Here is a 17,530-nt window from a genome sequence, read left to right on the forward strand (position 1 = left end):
AGAGATTTTAATGGCTGTAGAAGTTTTTAAAGAAAAATGGAATTCTAAAGTAGTAGAAGTTACCCTTGGAACAGGGGATAAAGCAGTAACCCTTGGAGGGGACAGCACTCTTCCGTTTTTAACCTTTGAAGGAGAAATACCTAATCCTCCCCGGTTTGCCTTAGAAGTGTTTGATACTCCTCCCAGCGACTGGCCGGAAATTTTAGTGGAACCGTTTAAAGATGTAATTAATGACCCGGTAGCTTGGGCTAGAAAGTGTGTTGAATATGGAGCGGATTTAGTAGCATTGAGACTGGTTTCAGCCCATCCCGATGGTTTAAATCGCTCCGGAGCAGAAGTTGCTGAGGTTTGCAAAGCTGTTGCCGATGCTATTGATGTACCTTTAATGATCATTGGTTGCGGCGTTGAAGAAAAAGATGCGGAAATTTTCCCAATAATCGGTGAAGCGCTTTCTGGAAGAAATTGTTTATTGTCGTCGGCAACGAAAGATAATTACAAGCCGATAGTGGCCACTTGCATGGTGCACGGTCACTCCGTAGTTGCTTCGGCTCCCCTCGATATTAACTTATCAAAGCAGCTAAACATTATGATTATGGAAATGAACCTTGCACCTAACCGAATAGTAATGGACCCCCTAATTGGGGCATTGGGATATGGTATTGAATATTCTTATTCCATTATTGAGCGGATGCGTTTAGGAGCCTTAACGGGGGATAAAATTTTGGCGATGCCGGTAGTGTGTTTTGTAGGTCAGGAAGCCTGGAAGGCCAAAGAAGCTAAGGATCCAGAAGTAGCGGAGTGGGGAGATTATGGACTTCGAGCTATTCACTGGGAAACAGTAACCACAGTTGGTTTACTCCAGTCGGGTGGCCATCTGTTTGTTATGCGCCATCCTAAATCGTTGGCTGAAGTTAAAGAACATCTTAAGAGAATTTTAAAATAATTTTTTATAGGAGGGAAATTAAATGTTTGTATTGATTGGTGAAAGAATCAACGGGATGTTTAAAGACATTAGGGAAGCAATTCTTAACAAAGATCCCCGGCCGATTCAGGATTGGGCAAGAAAGCAAGCGGAAAAAGGTGCTCATTATTTAGATGTAAACACCGGCCCCACGGCCGAAGACCCAGTAAAAGTTATGGAATGGTTGGTTAAAACTGTACAAGAAGTCGTTGACCTTCCTTGTTGCCTCGACTCTACTAATCCTGATGCCATTGAAGCGGGTTTAAGGGTTCACCGCGGTAATGCCATGATTAACTCTACTTCTGCCGACCAGTGGAAAATGGATATCTTCTTTCCCATGGCTAAAAAATATGAAGCGGCAATTATTGGTCTTACCATGAATGAAAAGGGTGTCCCCAAAGATGCTAACGACCGTTCGCAATTAGCTATGGAGCTTGTGGCAAATGCCGATGCCTATGGCATTCCCATGACAGAGCTTTATATTGACCCACTTATTTTGCCGGTTAATGTTGCTCAAGAACATGCCGTGGAGGTATTAGAAACTATCCGGCAAATAAAGCTAATGGCTAATCCTGCACCTAGAACTGTTTTAGGTTTAAGTAACGTTTCTCAAAAATGCCCGGACCGGCCGCTTATCAATAGAACTTACCTGGTTATGGCAATGACTGCTGGTTTGGATGCAGCTATCTTAGATGTGGATGATGATGCTTTAGTTGATGCAGCAGCTACAGCTCATATCTTACTCAACAAAGAAATTTATTGTGATTCTTATTTGAAAACCTTTAGACAAAAGTAGAAAGACGGGGCTTTGCCCCGTCTTAATACCATTTTTTAAGGCGAGGGATAGTAATGTTAAATACCACCCTAACCAGGGAGATTGTGGAGCTTTCTCACCAACCGGTAAGTCGCTGCTTTCAGTGTCAAAAATGTAGTTTAGGTTGCCCTGTTGCTGAAGAAATGGATTACTTGCCCCATCAGGCAGTGGATTTAATTAATAAAGGACAAACAGAAAAATTAATAGGAAGTAAAGCTTCCTGGATTTGTGTCAGCTGTAAAACCTGTGTACAGCGTTGTCCTAATGGTATAGATGTTGGGGCCATTCATGATGCGGTAAAACATTATCATTTTCAACAAAACTTGCCCATAGGAGTTAAACCCGTGGCTGACTTTTATGAGAGCTTTTTAGATACCGTTTACAATTACGGACGGGCTTATGAGCTAGGAATGATTGTTAAACATAAGTTTAAGACAAAAAATTTTACCCAGGATGTGAAAATGGGCATAACGATGTTTTTTAAAGGAAAAATCAAATTAGCTCCCCATAAAATCAACAAGATATGGGAAGTTAAAAATTTATTTACCAAGGTAAAGGGGAGTGAGTAATGAAAACCGGATACTATCCTGGATGTTCACTCCATTCTACTGCTTCCGAGTATAATGATTCGGTATTAGCAGTAGTTAAAGCAATTAATAATGAAGTGAAAGAAATTGATGATTGGAATTGTTGTGGAGCTACCGCCGGCCACAGTACAGCTCCGGAACTAGCAATTGGCCTTCCATTAAGGAATTTAATGCTGGCCGAAAAAGAAGGTTTAGAGGAAGTATTGGTTCCCTGTGCTGCCTGCTATAATCTTTTTAAAACTGCTCAATTTGAAGTTTCAGAAAATCCAAATCATTCTCAAGAGGTAGTATATGAGCTTGAACACCAGATAGGTATTAAATATCAAAACAAAATAAAAATATTAAATTTTATTGAGTATGTTTTAAAGCCAGAAAATATTGAAAAAATTAAAAAGTTACTTAAAAGACCCTTAACCGATTTAAAGATAGCTGCTTATTATGGTTGTTTACTTTTACGTCCTCATAATGTTGTAGGCTTTGATAATCCTGAACGACCAACGAAAATGGAGCAGCTTTTAGAAGTCTTAGGGGCTACAGCGGTTCGCTGGAGTGCTAAAAGTGATTGTTGTGGTGGTAGTCAAGCCCTTTCAAAGCCTAATTTGGTGGTAAAGCTTGTGGGAAACATTATAACCAATGCTCGGGATAATGGTGCCCAGCTAATAGTAACCGCTTGTCCATTATGTCAGGCAAACTTGGATGGTCGGCAAATTAACTGGGATTCCCCAGAACAAAACAAAGAATTATTACCAGTCTTGTACATTTCCGAGCTTATTGGTTACGCCTTGGGTCTTCCAACAGAAAAGTGGTTTGCAAAACATCTTGTTCCCCCTTCGTTAAAAGATTAAAGGGGAAGGTGGGGAGGTAAATATGGCTAAAAAATTTTTAGTTGTTGGTGCCGGAGCCGTTGGCTTACAGATAGCTCTGGATCTTGAAGAAAACGGTCACGAGGTTTGGCTGGTGGAAGAAACATCAATGCCGGGAGGAAAATTTAACAGCCAAAAGCCTTTAGAACCGGGAATAAGTTTAGCTTTTTTAAGCGGCATCTATCATCCAGGCGATTACCTGTATACTAATAAAGCAGTAAGCCTTATGGCATCCAAAAGGGCAAAGCTTTTTTATAATACGAAAGTTTCCACAATTAATAAAATTAACGGAAAGTTTTCGGTAGAGATTGTAAGTCAAAATGAAACTTTAACTGAAGTTTTTGATAGTATTTATCTTACCCCCGGTTTTGTGCCTTTTAATCCTGAAGAAAGAGCTGAATACTTATATGGAATAAATAGTTTTGTTTTAACTGGCTTAGAACTTGAAAATTTACTAAAAACTGGTGAGCTTAAAAAGAATCCTCCAGAAAAAATTGCTTTTATCCAATGTGTAGGCTCCAGAAACAACGGAATTGGAGCTGGAAAGCCTTATTGTTCTGGTTTTTGTTGTTTATACAGTTTAAAGGAAATTGACCTTTTAAAGCAAGCTTTGCCTGATACAGAAATTAAAGTTTTTTATTTAGATTTACGGCTTTATAATAAAGGAGCCGAAAAATTATACAGAAAAGCTCTTGCCAAAAACGTTATTTTTATTCGTAATATGATTTCTGCTATTAAAGAAGAACCAAAAAGCTATAAACCAATCGTTCGTTATTTAGATAATGGTCGCTTTAAAGACGAACTTTTTGACCTGGTGGTTTTAGCTCAAGGTGCAGATCTAGGTCAGCAATTAAAAAAACTTTTAGCAAATTTCAATATTTCGGAAAAGGAAATTATAAATTTCTCAGGTACCCCGGAAAATCCCCATCAAATCCTTCCAGGAATATATTTTGCCGGTTCACTTTTAAACCCAATGGATGGGGCAGAGAGCATGATTTCTGCCGGCTCTTCTGTCTTTAATGAGGTTAATTTAAATAGGGATATCCAGCCAGAAATTGCTGTAAAAAATTATCCAAACACTGGTATTATCTACTGTAATTGCCGGGGTTCAATACCCGTAGATGAATTAAAAGGAGTAGCAGAAAACCTTCCGGAAATGGTTGTTTCAGATTGCTTAAAAGAAGAGGAATTAAATAAAATTAAAAAGTTTATTTTGGATAACCAAATAGGCAGGACAGTTTTTGTTGGTTGCAGTAAAGTTAAAATTAAAACTGGTTTAGAAAAATTAGCATTGGAAGAAAATTTAGGAACTCGTTTTGAAGTAGTTAACATTAAAGAACAAGGGTTTTCTTTATATGGCAAAGAAAAGTTAAAGTCCATTGCCAGAACAATGGTAGCAGGAACACTTGCCAGAATTCAATACCTTAAAAGCCCAATTTTAAATACTAAAGCTGAGGTGAATCTCGGGGTTACCATTATAGGTGGAGGGCTGGCAGGATTAAAGGTCGCTGAAGCTTTGACGGCAAAAGGAGTACCTGTAACGGTAATTGAAAAGCAAAATTCTTTTGGTGGAAGATATCAAAATATTAGCATTCCCCAAGAAGGTTTGAATTTAAAGAAACACATTGAAACAACTGTAACTTTATTGGAAAATCGCGGTGCTAATTTATTTAAAAATACACGGGTGGTAGAGGTCTTTGGGGGTCCTGGTAAATATAAACTTTTGGCGGAACGTTTTGGACAACAGTTTACGTTGGAAACAGCTGCAATTGTGTTAGCTACTGGAGCTCAAAAAAGTTACGGTAATTTTACCAGAAGTCAAAAGGTAATTTACCAGGAAGATTTTTATACTTTCGATAATAAACTTTCGGAATATAATTCTATTGGCTTCTTACAGTGTGCCGGTAGTCGTAATGTAGAAAATCCCCTTTGCAGCCGTAACTGCTGTATTAAGAGCTTAGATACTGCTCTGTATTTAAAAGAAAAATTTCCGCAAAAGGAAGTATATATATTTTATCAAGACATTATGGCTTACGGAAAGTATGAATTTAAATACCTAAAAGCAAGAGATATGGGAGTTAAATTTATTCCTTATGACCGGGGGCAATATCCAGAATTTTCTACAGTTGGAGATAAAATTAAAGTTATTACAACTGAAAACTATCTAGATGATATTTATCTTGATTTACTGGTTCTTGCCGAAGGAACAAAACCAAAAGAAGAAAATAGGAAGTTAGCTGAGATATTTAAAGTTGGTATTGATGAGTTTGGTTTTTTACGCGAAACACACCAGGATATTTCAGGAGGGTATTTCCCGAAATGGGGAGTTTTTATTGCAGGAGAAGCTCAAGGGCCAAAAACAGTAATGGAAATTCTTTACTCTGCTCAAAATGCGGCAAAAAATGTACTAGCTTTTTTAAATCAAATTCAGCAATCCCAGCTAAAAACCAATTTCAGCGAAGTTATTGAAGAAAAGTGTGCAGCTTGCCTAACTTGTGTCCGGGTATGTCCATATTCTATTCCAGAAGTTATAAATGGTAAAAACGTAGCTTATATTGACCCAATTGCCTGTCAAGGATGTGGTGTTTGTGCTTCAGAATGTCCCAATAAGGCAATAGTCCAGCACAACCGTCCCCACGACGGTGTTTTAGCAGAAATCAGGGTTTTAGCCGGGGAGGGGAAATAAATGGCAGGGAAAGTATTAATTTACCATTGCTCTTATTGTTCCTATTTAACTTTGGATTTACTTGGCCAATACAAGGTTTCTCTTCAGGAAAATGTAGTGATTACCGATCTCCCCTGTACCGGAACTTTATCAGTAAATATGCTCTTAGAAGCAATAGAAAAAGGGTTTGAAAAGGTCGTTGTCATTGGGGGAACCAGTAACGATTGCCGGTTTTTAAAAGGGAGCCTAAGGGCTCAAAAAAGAGTTCTTGAGGCGCAAAAAATCTTAGAGGAAATTGGTTATGAACCGACAAGACTTTCTTTTTATGAACTAAAACCGGGTGACTTAGAGAGTCTTAAAACAATTTTAATAAAGCTTTAATACTCTGGGAAAGGGTGACAAAACTTGATTGTTGCCGAAAGAAAGCCTATTGAAGAAATAATTAAAATGGTTGAAAAACACGAAAATATTCTGGTGTTAGGTTGCGGTGGATGTGTAACCGTGTGTCTGGCAGGTGGAGAAAAAGAAGCCGAACAATTAGCAACAACCCTACGCCTGTATTTTCAAAAGGAAAACAAACAGTTTAAAACAATTACCACAACTATTACCAGACAATGTGACCCGGAATATGTAAAGTCTGTGGCGGAAGAAGTGGCCAAAGCTGACGCTGTATTATCTACCGCTTGTGGTGTAGGAGTACAGTTTATGGCAGAAAATTACCCCGGTAAGTGGGTTTATCCGGCTCTTAATACGAAATTCGCGGGAGCGAACTTAGAGCTGGGAGTTTGGGGGGAAAGATGCGGTCTCTGTGGCGAGTGTATTTTACATTTAACTGGTGGTGTCTGTCCTGTAATCCGTTGTTCCAAAAGTTTGTTAAATGGTCCTTGTGGTGGTTCCCAAAATGGGAAATGTGAAGTTTCCAGTGAAATTGACTGTGCCTGGCAATTAATTTATGACCGTTTAAAGAGCTTAAATAGTCTAGACCTTATCCTTAAAATTCAACCGCCTAAAGATTGGTCCAAAGCCCGGGATGGCGGTCCCCGAAAAGTAATTAAGGAGGAGGTCCGGTTATGATTACTGAGAGCCGTTTAGAAAAATTATTTACCGATGGACATTTCGTGGTGACTGCTGAAATTGGACCTCCTAAAAATAGTAACGGAGAAGTAGTAAGAAAACATGCCCGGAACTTAAAAAATTACATCGACGGAGCAAACCTTACCGACAACCAAACAGCTGTAGTAAGGTTATCAAGTATTGCAGCGGGGTACCATGTTTTGTCGGAAGGCCTAGATCCGATAATTCAAATGACCTGTCGGGATCGTAACCGCATTGGCTTACAGTCAGATCTCCTGGGAGCATACAGCCTAGGAATACGTAATGTTCTAGCCTTAACGGGTGACCATCAATCTTTTGGGAACCATCCTACTTCGAAAAATGTGTATGACTTAGATTCGATCCAGCTCATTCGAACTATAAAAAAAATGCGGGACGAAAAGCAGTTTTTATCGGGAGAAGCAATTAAAGAACATGAGCCACGGTTTTTTATTGGAGCTGTTGAAAACCCCTTTGGTGACCCCTTCGAATTTCGAGTATTGAGGCTTGAGAAAAAAATTGAAGCTGGTGCCCAGTTTATCCAAACCCAGTGCATCTTTGACATGGAAAGATTTGAAAGATTTATGGAAATGGTTCGGGAGAGGGGACTACATGAAAGGGCATATATCTTGGCGGGAATAACCCCGTTAAAATCAGCAAAAGCGGCTAAATATATGAAAAACGTCGCTGGTATGATCATGCCTGATCACATAATTGAACGGATGGAAAAAGCAGAAGACCAGAAAGAAGAAGGAGTTAAAATAGCTGTGGAAATGATTGAGCACTTGAAAGCCGTTAAAGGCGTTGCCGGGGTGCATATAATGGCAATTGCCTGGGAAGATATTGTTCCTGTAATTGTTGAACGAGCAGGGTTACTTCCGCGACCTGAAGTTTAAACTTCAGGTCTTTTTTCTTTTAAACAGTGATAAATTCTGATATAGTATTGATTGCAGGAATGGAGGTGTAACAGGTGCAGGATTATCACATTCACCCTGGCTATTCAATTGATGCCGCCAATTATACGCCAAAGGATTATTGTGAAAAGGCTTTAGCTCTTAATTTAAAAGAAATTGCCTTTACCACCCATTATGAGGCAGAACCTGAAAGACGGGAAATAGATTGGTTTTTAAGGATAAATGGCACTTTAGTTCCAATGGAGAAAGAGGATTGGCTAAAAGTTTATTTTGATGAATTACTAGATTTAAGAGAGGTCTATAAAAGCTATGGTTTAAATGTTAAAATTGGTTTAGAGGTAGGTTATTTCGAAGGTATTGAAGAAAAGATTATAAAGTTAAAAGAAAATTATCCCTTTGACTTTATAATGGGTTCCATCCATACCCTGGATCACATTGCCATATCATCGAAAAAAGAAGCTCCTTCCTTATTTTCACGGTTGTCGGCAGAGGAAATTTTAGAAAAATATTTTAAAAGATTAGAAAACCTTATTCAATCCGGTTTGTTTGAAGTTATTGGTCATTTAGATTTATTTTTGCGCTACGGCATATCTTTTTATGGTCTGAAAAATTTACTAATTTTCAACGAGAGAATTAGGAATGTTTTTTTATTAATTAAAAAAAGGGAGCTTGTTATCGAGCTTAACAGTTCTTCGTTAAGGCGGGGATACGATTTTATTCATCCTCATCAATTTTTTCTAAAAAAATTAATCTCTTTAGGAATAGATAAGTTTGTTATTGGTTCTGATGCTCATTCCCTTTCTGAACTTGGTTTTGGGCAAGAAACAATGTTAACCCTTCTTAAAAATTTCAACTTAAAACCGGTTTCTTTGACGAATGGGGTAGTTTCAGCCAGGGAGGATTTTTAATGAGTGGACTTACTTTATTTTTGGCGGAACTTTTTAATCAAGGTTTAATAAGTGTTCCCACCTTTCTTTTAAAAAATTATAAACACTTAAATTTAAATGAAAAAGAACTGGTATTTTTGTTGCAGCTTATGAGTTTTATTAATGAAGGGAATTTGCTACCTTCGGCTGAATTTATTGCCCAAACTTTAGGAGAAGATTTAGCTGAAGTTAAAAAAAACTACCGCGAACTTATCAAAAAAGGAATTATCTCGGTTAGCCGTAAGTTTGATGAAAAATCCGCAAAATACGTGGAAACAATTGATTATATACCACTATTGGAAAAACTTACAGATCTCTGGGCTGCTCAAAAAGTCTTTAAGGAAAGTAATAAAATTCCAGATAAGGTAAACCTAGACACTACCTCTAGAGTAGTGGAAATTTTTAGTCGCGAATTTGGCCGGGGATTATCGCCAATGGAAATAGAGCTTATTGATAATTGGCTTAATCAAAAGCAGTATCAAGAAGAATTAATTTATGAAGCTTTAAAGCGTGCAGTTATGTTAAATAAAAAAAGTTTTCGCTATATCGATGCTATATTATATCGATGGGAAACAAATAATTTAAAATCCATCGAGGAAATTAATGCTTTTGAGGAACAAACAAAAAAGAAAAGGACACCAAAAACAAGTAAAGTAGAGTCCAAGGACTCAGACGAAAGAAAGAAAGAGATAATTAAAAAACTTTATTTAAGCTAGGTGATTTTTAGATGGCAAACTGTCCAGATTGCCAAGACCGGGGTTTAATAAAAAACGAAAAGGGAGAATATATTCAATGTCACTGCGTTACTAAAAAAAGTCATGATTTAAAACAAGTTCAGAGCTTAATTCCACCCCTTTACAGGAATAAGTCTTTTTCTGATTTTAATTTAAGCTATTATTCAAAGTTCCACTTTGACCGGGAACGTAATATTTCTTATTATGAAAGTGCCCAGCGAGCATTAAAAGCAGCAGTTAATTTTGTTAAACTACTTTCTCTTAATAAACCAACTAAAGGTTTATATTTTTCCGGCCCGGTAGGTAGTGGTAAAACATTATTAGCTGCTATAATAGCCAATGAAGCAATTAAAGCGGGAAAAGAGGTTTTATTTGTAGTTGTTCCGGAATTTTTAGAAAAAGTTAAGCAAAGCTTCGGGGAAGAGGATGACGGTTTTTTAATGAAAAAAGCTTTATCTTCAGAGTTATTAATTCTAGACGACCTGGGAGCCCATAATTACACTGAATGGACTCGAAACACCTTATATTTAATTATCAATCACCGGTTAAATTATCAATTACCTGTTATTATTACTACAAATATTGGCCTTGAAGATTTAGAAAGCTACTTAGGAGAGCGAACAACTTCCCGTATTTTTCAACTTTGTCATCATTACTGGTTACCGGTAGATTTAGACATTCGCTTAAAGAAAGTACGAGGAATGTAAAGGAGATTTTGGGGAAAAAATAATATTGTTCTCTATATTATCTAGATGGGTTGGTTTAAATGCAGGAAACCCAAAGGCTTAAAGAAATCATTAGGATATTGGGAAAATATGGTTTGAGAATATTAGAAAATAAAATAAAAAAAGAGAGCAAAACCTTTCTTTTAGATGAACAACAAATTTTACAATTGTTTTCAGAATTAGGTCCGACTTTTATTAAGTTTGGACAGTTTTTAAGTACTCGACCGGATCTGGTCGATGAAAAACTTGTTGCAGTTTTGCGAAATTTGCAAGATAATGTTCCCTCTGTGCCTTTTACAGACTGTAAAAAATTTATTGAAGAAACTTTGCACGAAAATTATTTTAACCAGTTTAGAGAAATTGAACCAATTCCTTTAGCTAGTGCTTCTATCGCTCAGGTTTACCGTGGAACTCTTCTAAACGGTCAAAAAGTGGTTTTAAAAATAAAAAGACCAATTTTAGAAAAGATAATTGCAACTGATTTAGAGATAATAAAGAAATATTTTTTACCCCAATTTAAAGTTTTGGGGTTCATTTCTCCTTTAGACTTAGAAAAAATTTATAATTTATTTGAATTAAAACTAAAAGAAGAATTGGATTTTTTACATGAGCTACAAAATATTAGAATTTTTTACAACGCCTTAAAAGCAGAAGAAGATATACTTATTCCAAAAGCTTTTAAAGATTTATCCGGAAGAAATATTTTGGTCATGGAATACATTGAAGGGAACCAGTTAACGAATTTTTTAAAAAATAGGGTTTACTATCCAGCTTTAGGGGAAAAGCTGGTTAAAAGTTTTTGTCGAATGCTTTTAATAGAAAATCTCTTTCATGCTGACCCCCATCCAGGAAATATTATACTGACTAAAGATAAAAAAATTGGCTTTGTGGATTTTGGAGCAGTTGGATTTATTGATAATAAAACTCGCGACATTCTTTCTGAGCTATTTTTATATTTAAGTGAAAAAAATTTCAATGGTATAATTAATTTAATTTACCGTCTTGGCCAACATCGAGGAGAAATTGATGATTTTACTTTTTACCAGGAAATTTATAAAATAATTGAACTAGTATCAGAAATAGGTAAAGGAGAGGTCTTGGCGGGACGAATAATTCTTGATATTATTAAAATTAGCATAAAGTATGGTATTAACGTTCCTGCAAATCTTGTTTATATTGGGAAAGCTGCCTTAAACATTGAAAGTACTGCCTTTTCTTTAGGTACTCGCTTTAATTTCTTGGATCTGGCAAAGGAGTACAGTGAACAAGCTTTGAGTAAAAATTATTTCAAATATCTTGAGCCCCAAGCAATTTATTTAAATTTATATAAAAAGCTTGAGGTTAGTGAGAAGATACCATTACTTTTATTATCAATCTTAAAAAAGTTTGATGAAGGAAATAGCCAAGTGGTTTTTAAACATGCGGGGTTAGAGTCAATCATAAAAGCATTAGACCGGACGTCTATGCGGATTACTTTTGGTCTTATCATTGCCTCTTTATTAATTGCTTCAGGGTTAATTGTAGCAGCTGATGGACAACTTTTACAAACCCTTGGAACAACTACTTATTTATTATCAATAGGGGCTGCTCTTTCATTAATGTATTTAATATTAAAATCGGGAAAGTGGCATTAAAAAAAGGGGGGTTTAAAATGAGTTCTGAAGTTTATTATGTAAATATGCATGCTCAAAAAGGCTCAAGTTTATTAGAAAAACTCGAACGTTTAATTGACCGTAGTGGTTTAATGGAAATTGTAGCACCCAATGATCTAGTTGCAATTAAACTTCATTTTGGCGAAAGGGGTAATACTGCCTATATTCGGCCCCAATTCCTGAGAAGGATAGTTAATAAAGTAAAGGCAAAGAAGGGCAAACCTTTTCTTACTGATGCTAATACCCTGTATGTTGGAAGCCGCGCCAATGCTGTTGATCATTTAGAAACAGCTATTGAAAATGGCTTTGATTATGCTGTAGTGGGAGCTCCTTTAATAATAGCCGATGGACTAACCGGTAAAGATTATATTAAGGTTCCTGTAAACCTTAAACACTTTAAAGAGGTAAATATTGGTAGTGCTGCTGTACTGGCAGATGCCTTTATAGCGGTAACTCACTTTAAAGGACATGAAGCAACTGGTTTTGGCGGTACTTTAAAAAACATCGGGATGGGACTTGGAAGTCGTTCGGGAAAACAACAAATGCATTCCGATTTAAAGCCAGAAGTAAAAATAGATATATGCACCGGTTGCCAAAAATGTGCCCGTTGGTGTCCTGCCAATGCGATTTTTTATGAAAATAGAAAAGCAGTAATTAACTATGATCTTTGCATTGGTTGTGGGGAGTGTACTGCCACTTGTAACTTTCAAGCAATAAAAATCAACTGGAAAGATGAAAAAGATGTTATCCAGGAAAAAATTGTGGAGTATACTTATGGGGTTTTAAAAGATAAAAAAGGAAAAGCTGCCTTCATAACATTTTTAACAAATATATCACCGGATTGTGACTGCTGCAGCTGGAACGATATACCTTTGGTTCCGGATATCGGTATTTTAGCTTCTTTTGATCCTATTGCCATTGATCAGGCAGCTGTTGATTTGGTAAATAATGCAATATCATTAGAAAATTCAGTAATTGGGAAATTGGCCCCAGGAGTAGATAAAATTAAAGCCAATAAGCCAGCCATAAATTGGGAAAAACAATTAGCTTATGGCGAAGCTATTGGCCTTGGAAGCAGAGATTATAAATTAATTGAAGTTAAATAGAAATTTTTTTAACAATTATGTCTAATTTAATGATCTCTATCCCGGTTTGTCTTTCAAATTCTTTAACTACTTGGGGAATGAAATTTTTAATTTGTTGAGGAATGTTTTGGCTTTTCTCAACCGCTACATCTACTTTTACTGCTAATTGTCCATAGGAGTAAGTTAATTCCACCTTTAAAACTCTTTTTATAGGTTTATTTTTGGTAATAATAAAAGTTAAAATTTTTTCCAAGACTTCTTCAGCTATTGACAGCTTACCCCTTTCGTTATAGAAGGGTTTAACGATGGTTTTGTCAAAAACTGTTTTGTTTTGTTTACCCCTTTTAAAATAAACTCTTATTGGTTCAAAAAAAATTGAAGGTAATGATTTTTTAACTTCAAAAGCTGGAACTGGAATAACGTGTTTTCCAAGACGTGAACGCTGAAAACGGGCAAGTTTAATTTCTTCCGGTGATGCCACTTCTTCTATATATATATATTTTTGGGGTTTTTCAATGGATAAATTTTCACATATTTTTTCTACCATATTTTTCGAAGTACCTAAAACTAAAATATTTGCTGATTTGTAATTTGCCAGAATATTTCTGGCCATCTCCCGGTGGAAATCATCTTGAAAGAGGGCTACGCGGATAGCGGCAATTTTGGAATTCTGCTTTTTAGCGGAGACACCACCCAAAATCTGTTGCCCTTTAATAATTAAACCATCGTCAATTATTAATTGACAATTATTTTCATAGGCAATCAGAGCCGCTCGGTGACTTTTTCCTGTGCCGCTTGGTCCTACAAAACCGACTGTTGCCATTTACAAGCTCCTTTCTTCTTAAAAAGTCTGTAATTAATTTAGGAGGTGCAATGTAATGAAAATGTGGTTTTATGAAAAGCATAATGAGAATTATCAAGTAGCCTGGCGGGTTTCTGATATATTATACCAGAAAAAAACTCCATATCAAAATCTTACGGTGGTAGAATTTGCTGAATTAGGTCGGGCCTTAGTTTTAGATGAGGCCGTACAAACTACTGAAAAAGAAGAGTATGTATATCATGAAATGCTTGTACATCCTGCTGCCTTTACCCATAAAGCTCCTCGAAAGGCTTTAATCATTGGGGGGGGAGATGGAGGAACTCTGCGGGAAGTTTTAAAACACGAGACAATTGAAAAGGTTGATTTAGTCGAGATAGATGAAGAAGTAATCAAAGCAGCAAGGGAATATTTACCTTTTTTAAGTCAAAGTTTTAATGATCCAAGGGTAAACATTATAATTGACGACGGTATCCGCTTTGTAAAAAACGTTAAAAACACCTACGACTTAATTTTTGTTGACGCATCTGATCCAGTGGGACCAGCTGTAGTCTTATACAGCGAGGAATTTTACCGCTCTCTTTTCGATGCCTTAAAAGAGGATGGGGTTGTTTCAGTTCAATCTGAATCTCCAAATTTTTATCCAGAAATTTTTACTAAAATTGTTACCACATTAAAAGATATCTTTCCAGTTGTAAATATTGCTTTAGCCCCAGTACCGGCTTATATTAGTGGCTTTTTTGCTTTTACCGTTGCTTCAAAGTGCTATAATCCTAAGGAAGTTATTCCTAAAATTAATTTTGCTACCAAGTATTATAATGAAGATATTCATCAAGCTTGCTTTGCATTACCTAATTTTGTAAAAGAAATGCTTAAGTCCGCTAACCTTTAGCGGACTTTTTTATAAAAAAAGGAATTTTACAATTTAAAAAGAATATAAAAAAGAGGGAAGAAAATGGGAAACAAAGTTTTAAAAATGTTAAAAGAAGATAATTTTTCCCTACCGTCTTCAGAAAAAATTTTATTAAAATCTTTAAGTACCTTAACTCGAGAAGAGCGAAAAAAATATTACCAAGAATTGGTACCTATCTTAAAAAAATTAAAAATAGACCTTAAAAGCTTTTTTAAAGCTAATCCTCAACAGCGGGAGAGATACTTAAATGCTTTAATTGAAGATATTCTTGCCAGTAATGGTAATATTAATATTTTAAATTTAACCATTATTAAAGCTTTAGGTTCACTTAGTTTTTATCATTTATTAAATAGTAAAGCTAAAGAAAGAAACATTAAACTTACATTGCAAACGAATAATTTTACTTTTATAATTTGGCTTTTTGTATTTTTTTTAATTCTAATTTATATATTATTAAATAGGAGATGAAAGGTTGAGACCGTTTGAAAATGCCTTAAGAGATTTTATTTTTTTCTCTGGTAAACATCGGATTGCTGAACGCACTGGAGGTACCTTACGGGGAGATAAAATTTATCTATCATATCTTGGAAAAAAGTTTTACTTTGATTTAACTCGGTTTGCTTTTAGTACATTAAATCTTGACGAATTTGAGAAGACCTTAATTGTTCGCTATTTATTTCAGGCAAGCGGTTTTCCTCCAAAAAATAAGTGGCTGTCATTTTTAGATTTACCTGAAGGAATGCACCACTATCAACCTTTTGCCTATGAAGCCTTGAAACCTTTGGCCGAAAAGCCTCTAATTAAGGAAAGGCTTTACTCCTTGAATGCTGAAAAACTTTCTTATGGTTCGACATCGTTTTTAATATACCCGCTTCCTAAGATACCCATTGCAGTTGTTAAATGGAATAATCAAAAAGGTCAAGTATTATTTGACGAAATTTGCCTTACTTATTTGAAAACCGTTGATTTATATGTGCTTGGTATCAAGACGGTTAACTATCTGACGGGCGGGATCTAGAAAATATGTTTGGTTTCATGCGACTTCCCAAAAACTATTCTGATACTGAATTTGGAATAAAGTTTCGAGCTACTTATTGTACCCTTTGTCGGGAGTTGGGCAAAAACTTTGAAGGTTTTAAGGTAATAAACAACTATGATTTTACCTTTTGGGCCATTTTTATTGATACGCTCCTTGAAAATCATGAAAACCTTGAAGAGTTTTTTTGCCTTTATACCCTTAAAAAAAAATTTCGCTTTAAAAACCCTACTTATGGAATAACAAAAGCAGGATATTATACCAAAATTTTTTTACGACTAAAGTTAATTGATTTATGGCAAGATTTCCCCGTAAAACAATTTAACTTCCAAGGACTTTTTGAATCATTTTTAGCTGAGCAACAACTTCGGGAAAAGAAATACAATAAAACTTTGGAATTTTATGCAGAAATATCTGGAGGAATACTGGGAATAATAACTGCTGATACTTTACTAGACAAAGATATTCCCTTAAACAAGACCCTTCTCGCTTATGAGCTTGCCTTTTACGTTGGTAGATTAATTTATCTTTTAGATGCACTTCATGATTTTAAAAAAGACCTGATTTTACGTCGATTTAATGGGATCTTAGCCGCATATCCTGAATTAAAAGATAGGGTAACAGGTAAAGCATTACAAGAAATTAATTATGTATTATTTCGGCACTTAGAAGTAATAAAAGATCGTTTAAGCAAATTAGACTTAAATTTTACTCCGGAAATGATTGCAATTTTGCAAAACAGTTATTTTAAAACCATCTACGGTTTTGTAAAAAATTTACCTTTAAAGGAGGGTGAATATGGATTATTGCCTGAATCTTGGCGCATACTTACCCAAAAACCTTGAACTTTATTGGGAAAAAATCAAGTACAAATCGCTTGACGAACAAATTAAAATAGTAAAAAATGATATTTCAAATGGACTTAGCGCCGAATATTGGTATTTACTAGGAATCCTTTATGATTTAGCTGGAGAGTTTTCTGAAGCCTTTCGCGCCTTTGAAAAAGCTGAACCGCATCTTAAAGAAAAGGTTTTTACTTATTATCCCAATTATCCCCGGCATTACCGGCGGGAAGGCTTTTCTCTTTGTGATATTGCCTGTGGTGCGTGTCTTTTGGATACCTGCTGTGAATGTATGGGAGGAGATTTTATTTCGTGTTGTTAAGAAAAGATCTTATAGCCACCTTTTTGGTGACTTTTGCGTTTTTAGCCGGATTTATGTCGGAGTACCTGCAGATAGCACCTCGAGTCATTGGTTTTGTTCAAGGTTTTTTAGTACTTTTTTGTGGAGATTATTTAGGAAAACGTCAAGCTTTGCTTTATTTTTTCTTATTGGGTTTTTTAGAAATGGTTTTTTTAAATCCTTTAGTCGGATTAAAGTATCTTTTGCTGTACACCCTTTTACCCCTCTTCCTGGTCCTTATAGGAAAAAAAGCAATTTATGCACTTTTTAGCCTTGTTCTGGGAAGTATTGGGATATCAATTTATTTATTTACCTATTTAAAATATTTTAATTTTATTTATTTATTCAATTTCAAAATTAATAACTATGGATATTTAGTAATTATAGCGGTGCTGGCAACAATTGTTTATTATATAATCCTATATTATGGATGGAATTATATAAAGAAAAGTTTACCTGAAAATTTCTTAAAATATTTATTAAATGGTAATAGGCCATAGTTTCGTTCAAAAGCTTTAAATTTCGGGGCAAATAATCCCAGGGCAAGGAAGAGATATCGAA

20 protein-coding genes are annotated in these 17,530 nt (G+C 35.6%); 18 read left to right on the top strand and 2 right to left on the bottom strand.

Annotated features, from left to right (window positions below):
* Window positions 1-10: 10 nt before the first annotated feature.
* The 13 genes from cpu_RS05140 to cpu_RS05200 all read left to right on the top strand — a co-directional run bounded on the left by cpu_RS05140 (window position 11) and on the right by cpu_RS05200 (window position 13,039).
* Window positions 11-943 (top strand): acetyl-CoA decarbonylase/synthase complex subunit delta, encoded by a 933-nt coding sequence (locus tag cpu_RS05140; RefSeq protein ID WP_075858969.1) that lies wholly within the window; start codon window positions 11-13, stop codon window positions 941-943.
* Window positions 944-965: 22 nt separating this feature from the next.
* Window positions 966-1,757 carry a methyltetrahydrofolate cobalamin methyltransferase gene (locus cpu_RS05145; protein ID WP_075858970.1) on the top strand — a complete coding sequence of 264 codons (792 nt, stop codon included), beginning with the start codon at window positions 966-968 and terminating at the stop codon, window positions 1,755-1,757.
* Between the two features lie 53 nt (window positions 1,758-1,810).
* Complete coding sequence (locus cpu_RS05150) at window positions 1,811-2,344, top strand: 4Fe-4S dicluster domain-containing protein (RefSeq protein ID WP_075858971.1); 534 nt, start codon at window positions 1,811-1,813, stop codon at window positions 2,342-2,344.
* Entirely contained in the window at window positions 2,344-3,207 is an 864-nt protein-coding gene (locus cpu_RS05155; protein WP_075858972.1) for a CoB--CoM heterodisulfide reductase iron-sulfur subunit B family protein, read from the top strand. The genes cpu_RS05150 and cpu_RS05155 overlap by 1 nt, the downstream gene beginning before the upstream one ends.
* Before the next feature lie 22 nt (window positions 3,208-3,229).
* Window positions 3,230-5,911 (top strand): FAD-dependent oxidoreductase, encoded by a 2,682-nt coding sequence (locus cpu_RS05160; RefSeq protein WP_075858973.1) that lies wholly within the window; start codon window positions 3,230-3,232, stop codon window positions 5,909-5,911.
* Window positions 5,912-6,271, top strand: coding sequence for a hydrogenase iron-sulfur subunit (locus cpu_RS05165; RefSeq protein WP_075858974.1), 360 nt, complete (start codon window positions 5,912-5,914; stop codon window positions 6,269-6,271).
* A 24-nt stretch (window positions 6,272-6,295) separates the two neighbouring features.
* Window positions 6,296-6,964 (top strand): methylenetetrahydrofolate reductase C-terminal domain-containing protein, encoded by a 669-nt coding sequence (locus cpu_RS05170; protein ID WP_075858975.1) that lies wholly within the window; start codon window positions 6,296-6,298, stop codon window positions 6,962-6,964.
* Window positions 6,961-7,878, top strand: coding sequence for a methylenetetrahydrofolate reductase (locus cpu_RS05175; protein WP_075858976.1), 918 nt, complete (start codon window positions 6,961-6,963; stop codon window positions 7,876-7,878). The genes cpu_RS05170 and cpu_RS05175 overlap by 4 nt, the downstream gene beginning before the upstream one ends.
* 74 nt (window positions 7,879-7,952) lie before the next feature.
* The gene (locus cpu_RS05180; RefSeq protein ID WP_075858977.1) at window positions 7,953-8,804 is read left to right on the top strand and encodes a histidinol-phosphatase; all 852 of its coding nucleotides are present in this window, start codon (window positions 7,953-7,955) and stop codon (window positions 8,802-8,804) included.
* Entirely contained in the window at window positions 8,804-9,538 is a 735-nt protein-coding gene (locus tag cpu_RS05185; RefSeq protein ID WP_075858978.1) for a DnaD domain protein, read from the top strand. Before cpu_RS05180 ends, cpu_RS05185 begins: the two co-directional genes overlap by 1 nt.
* 11 nt (window positions 9,539-9,549) lie before the next feature.
* Window positions 9,550-10,263 (top strand): ATP-binding protein, encoded by a 714-nt coding sequence (locus cpu_RS05190; protein WP_075858979.1) that lies wholly within the window; start codon window positions 9,550-9,552, stop codon window positions 10,261-10,263.
* A 59-nt stretch (window positions 10,264-10,322) separates the two neighbouring features.
* The gene (locus cpu_RS05195; RefSeq protein WP_075858980.1) at window positions 10,323-11,915 is read left to right on the top strand and encodes an ABC1 kinase family protein; all 1,593 of its coding nucleotides are present in this window, start codon (window positions 10,323-10,325) and stop codon (window positions 11,913-11,915) included.
* Between the two features lie 17 nt (window positions 11,916-11,932).
* Window positions 11,933-13,039: a DUF362 domain-containing protein gene (locus cpu_RS05200; protein ID WP_075858981.1), complete on the top strand. Its 1,107-nt coding sequence runs from the start codon at window positions 11,933-11,935 to the stop codon at window positions 13,037-13,039.
* Here the strand turns inward: cpu_RS05200 and cpu_RS05205 are convergent.
* Window positions 13,032-13,841 carry an Asp23/Gls24 family envelope stress response protein gene (locus cpu_RS05205; protein WP_075858982.1) on the bottom strand — a complete coding sequence of 270 codons (810 nt, stop codon included), beginning with the start codon at window positions 13,839-13,841 and terminating at the stop codon, window positions 13,032-13,034. The two genes, cpu_RS05200 and cpu_RS05205, sit on opposite strands and share 8 nt — an antisense overlap.
* A gap of 55 nt (window positions 13,842-13,896) precedes the next feature.
* Between cpu_RS05205 and speE the strand changes: the two genes are divergently transcribed.
* The 5 genes from speE to cpu_RS05230 all read left to right on the top strand — a co-directional run bounded on the left by speE (window position 13,897) and on the right by cpu_RS05230 (window position 16,951).
* Complete coding sequence (speE, locus tag cpu_RS05210; RefSeq protein ID WP_075858983.1) at window positions 13,897-14,730, top strand: polyamine aminopropyltransferase; 834 nt, start codon at window positions 13,897-13,899, stop codon at window positions 14,728-14,730.
* 63 nt (window positions 14,731-14,793) lie between these two features.
* On the top strand, window positions 14,794-15,219 hold the full coding sequence (locus cpu_RS05215) for a hypothetical protein (protein WP_075858984.1): 426 nt from the start codon (window positions 14,794-14,796) through the stop codon (window positions 15,217-15,219).
* Between the two features lie 4 nt (window positions 15,220-15,223).
* Window positions 15,224-15,769 carry a DUF3786 domain-containing protein gene (locus tag cpu_RS05220; RefSeq protein ID WP_075858985.1) on the top strand — a complete coding sequence of 182 codons (546 nt, stop codon included), beginning with the start codon at window positions 15,224-15,226 and terminating at the stop codon, window positions 15,767-15,769.
* 5 nt (window positions 15,770-15,774) lie between these two features.
* Complete coding sequence (locus tag cpu_RS05225; RefSeq protein ID WP_075858986.1) at window positions 15,775-16,632, top strand: DUF5685 family protein; 858 nt, start codon at window positions 15,775-15,777, stop codon at window positions 16,630-16,632.
* On the top strand, window positions 16,586-16,951 hold the full coding sequence (locus cpu_RS05230; protein WP_075858987.1) for a tetratricopeptide repeat protein: 366 nt from the start codon (window positions 16,586-16,588) through the stop codon (window positions 16,949-16,951). The genes cpu_RS05225 and cpu_RS05230 overlap by 47 nt, the downstream gene beginning before the upstream one ends.
* A gap of 399 nt (window positions 16,952-17,350) precedes the next feature.
* On the opposite strand, the gene cpu_RS13935 is transcribed toward cpu_RS05230, so the two are convergent.
* A partial coding sequence (locus tag cpu_RS13935) for a hypothetical protein (protein ID WP_234970193.1) occupies window positions 17,351-17,530 on the bottom strand: 180 nt, incomplete at its 5' end.

Origin of the sequence: Carboxydothermus pertinax (assembly GCF_001950255.1) — a bacterium.
Taxonomy (GTDB): Bacteria; Bacillota; Z-2901; order Carboxydothermales; family Carboxydothermaceae; genus Carboxydothermus; species Carboxydothermus pertinax.